This window comes from Halomonas sp. BC04 (assembly GCF_000568385.1).
Genome location: NZ_AZQX01000078.1, coordinates 1 through 9,201, shown reverse-complemented (window position 1 = coordinate 9,201; position 9,201 = coordinate 1). Strand labels below are relative to the sequence as shown.

Here is a 9,201-nt window from a genome sequence, read left to right as displayed (position 1 = left end):
CACGCCATCCAGATAGTCGTCATGGCGTATCGGATAGTTGATGATCGTATCCCACTCATGCTGGCTGAGGCGGTCTTCCAGCGCCTTGTCGAAGAGTTCGAGCAGTTGCTCGGGCTCCGTGCGATAGCGTGCAGTACGCGAAAACAGCAGAATCAGCAACATGCCGCCAATGATCAGCGTGCAGACGGCGAAGATGAGTAGATAAAGGGCCATGCAGTTGCTCGCACCGGTAGACGTCGGGGTCGCAGCAGAAGAGGGTCGATCGGCATTGCCGATGTTGCCTGGTGAGGATGGACAGTATGCCTGCGGCGAACTGGAGCGGGTGAAGGGAATCGAACCCTCGTCTTAAGCTTGGGAAGCTTCTGCTCTACCATTGAGCTACACCCGCTGTCCGTGTTTCGATAGTAAACTCAATGCCTTATGTGGCGCAAGCGCTCTCTCTGTTTTGCCGACTCTGCTTTCCTAAGTGGTTGTTTTGTCGCTCAGGAGATGGGGTGACGAGAAGCCTTGCCTACAGGAAGCCCCGGGTGGCACTCAAGACCAAAGCGGTTGGCAAGAAAAATCTGAGTCGCCAGAGAACTTTTGTCGATTGTGCTGTCTGATCTAGTACAGACAGCAGCGCGATGGCAGTCGCTAACACTGTTGCTCTGGCTCGCAGTTTCGATCTTGCCGCCCATGTTCGCATGTGGCGGCTTTCTTTTGCGCCGGATCTGCGTTGTTTTGCCTTCGCATCAAGGGGCTGGCCAATGGGACGGGGATGGTGGCACTGCGCCCGGTGGTCTCCGGGTGCAGTGCCAGGCTGGATAAGGGCCTATCTACTTGTGCCTCATGCGCACGATGGCAGTCAGGACATCGCGTCGAGTGACGATGCCGACCAGTCGCTCCTGCTCGACAACCGGATAGACCTTGGGCTTGTTTCCGAGCATCTCCTGGGCAAGATCGGTGATGCTCTTGTTGGGGGAGACCGACAGGACCTCGTTGCGCATCAGATCCCCGACCAGCGGCGGCTCATCATTGAGATAGGCGCTCTCGAGAACCTTACCCATGACATCCTGTTCGGATATGAAGCCGATCAGATGGTCGCTCTTGTCGACCACGGGAACGCCCGGTAGCCGATGCAAGGCCAGGCCTTCAGCCAGGGTAGTCACGGAGGTGTTGGCGGTGACCCGATAGCAGTCCCGGGACATGATATCGCGAACGATGGTGGGAGCCTTGGTGGGCATGGGCATCTCCTTGGCCGGTGGCACTGGACTGGTTATGTAACCATCATAGACGAGAGCAGCCCGGGTCTGGCCATAGGGCATAAACACTTTTTCCAACGTTGATGTGATCCTGGCCCGGAACATGGAGCCCAGGCCATGACTCCAATACCGTACCCGTATGCCACCTTCGAGGCCGGCTATTCATACCGTCGTGCCGCCTTACCAGAGGAGAATGTCATGGATGCCCGGGAGTATCTGGCCAGGAAAGGCATTGGCCAGGGGCGAGAAGAAGAGCGCCCCAATACGCTGGAAGAGAAGGCGTGGGAGCGAGCCCGCGGTGCCGGCTATCGTCAGCCGCATGCCGGTACGCCTCATGACTGGGAGGACTGGGAGCGCTATCACGATGACTTGGCCGAGGGTGCCGAGGCCATAGAGCAGAAGATCGACCATGATGCCCACCGTCAGCTGTCCGAGCGGGAGTCGCGTGATGCGGTCCAGTCTTTTACTCCGCCGGATCCCGGCCATTCGCATCTCGACACGTCACCTCCACCGCAGGATTCGGCCTTGGCCGAATCCTCGATGCTTCGCGTCGCCCTGAAGGTGGCGGCGGTAGTGATGCCGCCTCTGGCGGTGGGGCTCTCCCATGGTGGCAGGCGGCGTGTCGCGGTGAGCCTGCTGTTGACCCTGCTGGGCTGGGCGCCCGGTGTGATCCATGCCTTCATGTGGCTGAGGCGCGCCCCAGTCTGACGTCCCTGGCCTTTCTCCATGCCCGCACTGCCTTCTTTCGCTTTTTTCATTTGCTCATTCATGTGCCTTTATGAGTAAAAAAGCGCCAGAAATGTTCGGAAGCGAAAGGTTTTAGACGAAACCAACATGCTTTGCAGGCTGCTTCTCTTTCCCCATCAATGTCTTAACGGCAGGTTGGAAAGTCACTCTGTTCGGCCTAGACGAAGGTCTAAATCGAAAAATGCTCTTGGCCGTTGCCCGGACTTGGGACCTGCGCTAGTCTCGCTATCGAAATCGAACATTTTTGGTCAGGAATGATTGAAAGCGAACATTTGGGCGCGTCGAGCGCAGCCTCTTTTGCCGAACCGACCCAGAACAATAACCAGGGCGAAGTGTATGTCTTCCTATCTTCTCTCCATCGATCAGGGAACCACCAGCTCCAGGGCGATTCTTTTCGACCGTGAGTTTCGCCTGGTCGCCATCTCCCAGCAGGAACTCGCTCAGTCCTTTCCTGCAGACGGATGGGTCGAGCACGACCCGGAGTCGATCTGGGAATCGGTGCTGTTCATCTGTCGTGATGTCCTGAGGAGAGGCGGTATCCAGGCTGGCGATCTCGCTGGCGTCGGCATCACCAATCAGCGTGAATCCACGCTGGTCTGGGATCGTGCCACTGGTGTACCGATCCATCCGGTGATCGTCTGGCAGGATAGGCGAACCGTGCTGCAGTGCGAAAGCCTGAACGCTGCCGGCTACGCAGCAGACGTTCAGGCACGTACCGGTCTATTGATCGACCCCTATTTTTCCGCCACCAAACTGGCCTGGATTCTTGACTCAGTCCCTGGCGCGCGTGAGCGGGCCAAACGCGGTGAGCTGGCCTTTGGCACCATCGATACCTTCCTGATCTGGCGATTGACCGGCGGCAGGCAGCATCTCACCGATGCGACCAATGCATCGCGCACTTTGCTCTTCAATATCCATACCCAGGAGTGGGATGAAAGGCTGCTCGAGCTGTTTGAGATTCCCGCCACAGTGCTACCCGAAGTCAAGGACTCCAGTGATGACTTCGGCTTGGTTGACGCAAAATTTTTCGGTTGCGAAGTGCCGATAGCCGGCGTGGCAGGCGACCAGCATGCCGCTCTGGTTGGCCAGGCATGTTTCGAGCCGGGAATGGCCAAGAGTACCTATGGTACTGGCTGCTTCATGATGCTCAATACCGGCGAGCAAGCAGTCGTTTCAAATAACCGTTTATTGACCACACTTGCCTATCGACTCAAGGGTCGGCCTACCTATGCCATTGAGGGAAGTATCTTCGTGGCTGGTGCGACCGTGCAGTGGCTCCGGGACGGTCTGCAATTGTTCAAGGATGTCGCCGAGACCGAGCGGCTTGCCCACCAGACCCGTGCAGGGCACAGCGTCTATCTGGTTCCGGCCTTTACCGGACTGGGTGCGCCCCACTGGGACCCGCGTGCTCGCGGTGCCATTTTCGGCCTGACCCGGGATACGGGAATTGCCGAGATCGTTGCAGCGGGCCTGCAGTCGGTCTGCTTCCAGTCCCGTGACCTGCATGTATGCATGGGGCAGGACATTTCCCTGGGCAAGGGGCGGTTGAGGGTGGATGGCGGAATGGTATGCAACAGCTGGTTGATGCAATTCCTGGCCGACATGCTCGGGCAGGAAGTGGACAGGCCGGCTGTCCTCGAGACAACGGCCCTGGGCGCAGCGTACCTAGCCGCGCTGGGGGTGGGGTGGTATCGCTCACTGGATGAGCTGGCTGCACTGTGGCAATGCGAGCGGACTTTCACGCCGAGCATGACCTCTGCCGAGCGGGAATCGCTCTACGACGGTTGGCAAAGTGCCGTGCGACGTGTGAGGAGTGATCTCGGCGAGCCCGTGCTGGCTTGAGGCCTGAGCCTGCCTGGCAGGCCAGATGCTTAGCGGTCATCGCGCAGCGTGTGATGACTAACAATCCGAAATAACAACGATGACAGCGAGTTCAGCATGTCACTGATCCTGGAAAACGTCGATCACGTGGTCAACGGGGCCACACACATCGAAAGCGTCAATCTGGAGCTGGCGCCAGGCTCGTTCAATGTCCTGCTGGGAAGAACCCTGGCCGGCAAGACGACCCTCATGCGAATCATGGCCGGACTGGATACGCCCACTCGAGGACGAATACTGATGAACGGGGAGGACGTTACCCGAAAGTCGGTACGTCGGCGCAATGTCTCGATGGTCTACCAGCAGTTCATCAACTATCCAAGCCTAACCGTCTTTGAAAACATTGCATCGCCACTGAGGTTGGCCCGTGTACCGAAGGACGAGGTCAAGCGCAGGGTCCTGGAAACGGCAAAGATGCTGCATATCGAGCCTCTGCTCGACCGCTACCCACAGGAACTGTCGGGAGGCCAGCAGCAGCGCACCGCCATGGGACGGGCCCTGGTCAAGGATGCGGACCTGATCCTGTTCGATGAGCCATTGGTCAACCTGGACTACAAGTTGCGCGAGGAGTTTCGCGAGGAGCTCAGGGAGCTCTTCAAGACACGTAACTGTATTGCCGTCTATGCGACCACCGAGCCCAACGAGGCACTGGCACTGGGCGGATATACCGCAGTTCTGCATGAAGGCAGGCTGCTGCAGTATGGCCGTACCGATGATGTCTATCATCGCCCGAAGGATATCCTCTCCGCCGAGATGTTCTCTGAGCCACCCATCAATATCGTGCCGGCAATGGTATCAGGATCGGAAGTGACGTTCGATCGAAGCATTCATTTTCCATTGAGCAAGGACCTCGGGGCCTTATCGCCAGGACAATATCACTTTGGTGTAAGAGCATCGCATATCGGGTTGCAGCGACAAGCGGAAGACGACCTTGAACTCGAAGTCAAAGTTGATATTGCCGAAATTAGCGGGTCTGAGACCTTTCTGCATGTGCACAATGATCTTTTCAAGCTGATCTTGCACCTACCTGGCATCTATGATTTTAGAGTTGATGAGTCGATAAAGGTCTATTTTCCGACTCACAAGATCTATGCCTTTGACAGGAGTGGTGGCGTCGTCCACATCCCTTCGCGGCCAGGAGTGCAGTGAGATGGCACAAATAAAATTGAATGCCTTGGCGCATAGCTACGTACCCGACCCGGCCGGACCGGAAGATTATGCCATTCGCCAAATGAGCCATGTCTGGCATCAAGGCGGAGCTATGCGCTCCTTGGCCCTTCCGGTTGTGGAAAGTCCACGCTGCTTAATATTATTTCCGGGTTACTGCAACCGTCCGATGGCGATGTCATTTTCGATAATGTAATCGTCAATGATCTGCCACCGGAAGAGCGAAACATTGCTCAGGTTTTCCAGTTTCCGGTAATCTACGACACCATGACGGTTTTTGACAACCTGGCTTTCCCCCTGCGAAATATAAGGACGCCAACGGACAAGATAAAGCAGCGCGTCGAAGAGGTGGCGGATATTCTCGATCTCACCTCACTGCTCAAGCGCAAGGCAAAGAACCTGACCGCGGATGAGAAACAGAAGGTGTCGATGGGGCGCGGGCTGGTTCGCGATGATGTTTCCGCCATTCTCTTCGATGAGCCCTTGACGGTCATCGATCCTCAGCTCAAGTGGAAGCTAAGACGCAAACTCAAGGAGATCCACGAGAAATTCAATATCACCATGATCTATGTGACACATGATCAGCTGGAAGCTTCCACCTTCGCCGACAAGATCGCCGTGATGTATGAAGGTCAGGTGGTGCAGTTCGGTACGCCAAGAGAGCTTTTTGAAGTGCCGGCACACACTTTCGTTGGCTACTTCATCGGCAGCCCGGGAATGAATTTTCTCGATGTGACGCTTTCGGGGGCGGGCGCGGCTGTGGGAGAGATTCCAATTGTGCTGAGCAGGCCATACTTGGATGCCATGAAGCGTGCCGGATCGAAAAATTTAAAGCTGGGTATTCGTCCTGAATTTGTCGAAGTCAGAGGGAGTCCGAGTGAACACTCCTTCGAAGTCAAGGTTGGTGATATTCAGGATCTTGGCACTTATTCCATTCTTTCATTCCAGTTTGGTGATGCCTGGATGAAGGCGCGCCTTGACGAAGGCCATGCCATTAACGGAAATCGTGCTCACGTCAGTTTCCCGGAAGAGGCTCTGGGCCTGTACGTTGATGAGTATCGCGTGGAGGTAGGGTAGATGAATAAGGTGCACAATAACAAGGCATGGTTCCTCATTCTGCCGATGCTCCTGTTGGTGGCTTTTTCCGCCATCATACCGCTGATGACGGTGGTCAATTACTCCGTGCAGGATGTATTTGATGCGAATACCCGATTCTTTACCGGAACGGAGTGGTTTCAGACCATGCTCAATGATCCGGCATTGCAATCAGCCTTGTTTCGACAGTTTGCTTTCTCCTTTACCATACTGGCCATACAAGTGCCACTAGGTATCGGTATCGCCCTGATGATGCCGAAGCGAGGTTGGCAGGCATCTGCGGTCCTCATCCTTATCACACTCCCACTACTGATACCCTGGAACGTGGTCGGTAGTATCTGGCAGATATTCACGCGTGGTGACATTGGCCTGATGGGTTGGGGGCTGCGTGAATTGGGCTATAACTACAACATTACCCGTAGTCCTGTTGATGCATGGGCGACTATCATTCTCATGGATGTCTGGCACTGGACTCCGCTGATTGCACTGCTCTGCTATAGCGGTCTTCGCTCCATTCCCGAGGCCTACTACCAAGCAGCACGTATCGACAGGGCATCGAAATGGGCTGTGTTCCGCTATATCCAGCTCCCGAAGCTTACCAATGTCCTGGTAATCGGTATTCTGCTGCGTTTCATGCACTCCTTCATGATCTATGCCGAACCCTTCGTGCTGACCGGTGGAGGACCGGGTAGCTCGACAACTTTCCTGAGCCAATCATTGACAACAATGGCGATTGGACAGCAGGACCTGGGCCCGTCGGCAGCATTTTCACTAATTTATTTCCTGATCATTCTGCTGGTCTGCTGGGTTTTCTATACCGCTATCATGAATATGCAGAAAGAAAACGTAAAAGGAGGGTACTGACATGACACATGACGCCACAACACGTCAGGTTGCCATGCCAGGCGAAACGGCCGGGGTGTCGGCGCCCAGTGCCTCCCTTTCCGCAAGTGGTTCGGTGAATACTGATGCCGTCGATCCGTCGAAGTACACGCGGGCAGTAGCCAAAAGCAGGGGGCCGGCAGTTAAGCGTTCACGTTTTTTGCTGTTGACATATCTATTTCTGATGATCTTGCCGATCTACTGGCTGATCAATATGTCACTCCAGACAAATGCTGAGATTCTTGGCGCACTATCATTCTGGCCGCAGAATCTTACGTTTGATAATTATATAAGAATATTTACAGACTCCAACTGGTACATGGGCTACGTCAATTCCCTTGCCTACGTACTGATGAATATGCTGATTAGTATTTCGGTGGCACTGCCGGCAGCCTATGCCTTCAGTCGCTTCCGTTTCATTGGTGACAAGCACCTGTTCTTCTGGCTGCTGACCAATCTGATGGCGCCGCCCGCTGTATTCCTGCTGCCCTATTTTCAGCTCTATTACTCGGTTGGCCTTTTTGACACACATATTGCAGTGGCATTGGCGCATTGCCTTTTCAATATTCCCTTGGCGATCTGGATACTGGAAGGTTTCATGAGCAGTGTGCCCAAGGAAGTCGATGAAACGGCCTATATAGATGGGTACAGCTTCCCGGCTTTCTTCGTCAAGATATTCATTCCCATGATCCGTTCGGGAATCGGGGTTACGCTGTTCTTCCTGTTCATGTTTTCCTGGGTTGAGCTGCTGCTTTCACGCACGCTGACAGCGACCAATGCACAGCCCATTGCGTCCATCATGACCAGGACATCGACAGCGTCAGGTATTGATTGGGGTACGTTGGCTGCAGCCGGCGTGCTAACCATATTGCCCGGTATTGTCGTCGTCTATTTCGTACGTAACCATATCGCCAAGGGCTTTGCCCTGGGCCGTACCTGAGCGGGAGGGTTCGAAGATGTCCTGGATGGTCTGGACGGTACCTACGGCAATTTTTTTCTCTACCATTGGCGCCATGCTGGCGGGAATGACGGTATGGGAGGTGGTATCACCCTCGATTGAAAGAAAGGGGTTCCTACCGATTTCTACCACCCGAGGGGATCGCTTATTCATCGGTTTGCTATCCGCCGCTTATATCCATCTGGCTGTGGTTGGCTTTACCGATATTTCGATTTGGTTTGCTCTGGCGGCTTCCATTCTATGGTTGCTGGTGCTGATGCGCTGGGGCTGAATCAAGGTGGCAAGGATGAATAATTACGTTATGGAAGACGACAACAAGCAAATGAGGTCCACATGAAAAACAACAGGATAAAACTGACGGTGCTGGCAGGTAGCCTGATGCTTGCATCCGCTAGTCTGTACGCCGACTCCCACGATGCCAGAGCCATCGCCGAGCGCCTGGTTGATGAGCACTTCCAGAACTCGACGCTGTCCCGGGAGGAGCAGATTGAGGAACTGCTGTGGTTTGCCAAAGCCGCCGAGCAGTTCCGCGGCATGGAGATCAACACCGTCGCCGAGGGTCTGACTACCCACGTCTGGGAGCGCGATGTGCTGGCCCCGGCCTTCGAAGAGCTCACCGGCATCAGCGTGACGCACAACATCATTGGAGAAGGTGATCTCGTCGATAACATGCAGACCCAGATGCAGACGGGTCGCAACATTTATGACGGTTTCATCAACGACTCCGATGCCATCGGCACACACATTCGTTACGGGACCACCATCAATCTTTCAGAAGCGATGGAAAACGAGTGGGCAGACTTCACGCTGCCGACCCTGGACCTGGACGACTTCATCGGCATCCAGTACACCACCGGGCCGGATGGCAGCATCTACCAGCTGCCGGCTCAGCAGTTCGCCAACCTCTACTGGTTCCGCTATGACTGGTTCCAGCGCGAGGACCTCCAGGAGCAGTTCCGTGATATCTATGGCTATGACCTGGGAGTTCCCACCAACTGGACGGCCTACGAGAACATCGCCGAATTCTTCACCGAGCACGTCGGCGAGATCGATGGCGTTCGAGTCTACGGCCACATGGACTATGGACGCCGCGACCCATCACTCGGCTGGCGCTTCCACGACTCCTGGCTCTCCATGGCTGGCATGGGCAGCCCGGGCGTACCTTTTGGCAATCCGGTGGACGACTGGGGCATCCGCGTCGATGAGGAGAGCGTCCGGTGGGTTCCAGCGTGA

At 55.4% G+C, this 9,201-nt stretch carries 7 protein-coding genes, 1 tRNA gene and 3 pseudogenes; 8 read left to right on the top strand and 3 right to left on the bottom strand.

The features are described 5' to 3' along the window. The 3 genes and pseudogenes from Q427_RS05780 to Q427_RS05770 all read right to left on the bottom strand — a co-directional run. Window positions 1-213, bottom strand: a pseudogene (locus tag Q427_RS05780) (hypothetical protein); the annotation flags it as partial. A gap of 101 nt (window positions 214-314) precedes the next feature. After that, a tRNA-Gly gene (locus tag Q427_RS05775) sits at window positions 315-388 on the bottom strand. A gap of 427 nt (window positions 389-815) precedes the next feature. Beyond that, on the bottom strand, window positions 816-1,223 hold the full coding sequence (locus Q427_RS05770; RefSeq protein ID WP_043511864.1) for a CBS domain-containing protein: 408 nt from the start codon (window positions 1,221-1,223) through the stop codon (window positions 816-818). Between the two features lie 135 nt (window positions 1,224-1,358). Between Q427_RS05770 and Q427_RS05765 the strand changes: the two genes are divergently transcribed. From Q427_RS05765 to Q427_RS05730, 8 genes and pseudogenes are all read left to right on the top strand, one after another. Beyond that, complete coding sequence (locus tag Q427_RS05765) at window positions 1,359-1,949, top strand: YqaE/Pmp3 family membrane protein (RefSeq protein WP_331280554.1); 591 nt, start codon at window positions 1,359-1,361, stop codon at window positions 1,947-1,949. Window positions 1,950-2,324: 375 nt separating this feature from the next. Continuing rightward, the gene (gene glpK, locus Q427_RS05760; RefSeq protein WP_043511858.1) at window positions 2,325-3,830 is read left to right on the top strand and encodes a glycerol kinase GlpK; all 1,506 of its coding nucleotides are present in this window, start codon (window positions 2,325-2,327) and stop codon (window positions 3,828-3,830) included. A gap of 96 nt (window positions 3,831-3,926) precedes the next feature. Next, the gene (locus tag Q427_RS05755; RefSeq protein WP_043511853.1) at window positions 3,927-5,015 is read left to right on the top strand and encodes an ABC transporter ATP-binding protein; all 1,089 of its coding nucleotides are present in this window, start codon (window positions 3,927-3,929) and stop codon (window positions 5,013-5,015) included. Between the two features lies 1 nt (window position 5,016). Next, window positions 5,017-6,110: pseudogene (locus Q427_RS05750) on the top strand (ABC transporter ATP-binding protein). Then, the gene (locus Q427_RS05745; RefSeq protein WP_043511852.1) at window positions 6,111-6,992 is read left to right on the top strand and encodes a carbohydrate ABC transporter permease; all 882 of its coding nucleotides are present in this window, start codon (window positions 6,111-6,113) and stop codon (window positions 6,990-6,992) included. It abuts the pseudogene before it with no gap. A gap of 202 nt (window positions 6,993-7,194) precedes the next feature. Beyond that, entirely contained in the window at window positions 7,195-7,950 is a 756-nt protein-coding gene (locus Q427_RS05740) for a carbohydrate ABC transporter permease (protein WP_051496161.1), read from the top strand. Between the two features lie 16 nt (window positions 7,951-7,966). Then, on the top strand, window positions 7,967-8,239 hold the full coding sequence (locus Q427_RS05735) for a DUF2160 domain-containing protein (RefSeq protein ID WP_043511850.1): 273 nt from the start codon (window positions 7,967-7,969) through the stop codon (window positions 8,237-8,239). 62 nt (window positions 8,240-8,301) lie between these two features. After that, window positions 8,302-9,201, top strand: a pseudogene (locus tag Q427_RS05730) (extracellular solute-binding protein); the annotation flags it as partial.

Coding starts and splice junctions, on each gene's coding strand:
- Q427_RS05770 (WP_043511864.1), bottom strand. CDS start 1,223: ATGCCCACCAAGGCTCCCACCATCGTTCGCGATATCATGTCCCGGGAC.
- Q427_RS05765 (WP_331280554.1), top strand. CDS start 1,359: ATGACTCCAATACCGTACCCGTATGCCACCTTCGAGGCCGGCTATTCA.
- glpK (WP_043511858.1), top strand. CDS start 2,325: ATGTCTTCCTATCTTCTCTCCATCGATCAGGGAACCACCAGCTCCAGG.
- Q427_RS05755 (WP_043511853.1), top strand. CDS start 3,927: ATGTCACTGATCCTGGAAAACGTCGATCACGTGGTCAACGGGGCCACA.
- Q427_RS05745 (WP_043511852.1), top strand. CDS start 6,111: ATGAATAAGGTGCACAATAACAAGGCATGGTTCCTCATTCTGCCGATG.
- Q427_RS05740 (WP_051496161.1), top strand. CDS start 7,195: ATGATCTTGCCGATCTACTGGCTGATCAATATGTCACTCCAGACAAAT.
- Q427_RS05735 (WP_043511850.1), top strand. CDS start 7,967: ATGTCCTGGATGGTCTGGACGGTACCTACGGCAATTTTTTTCTCTACC.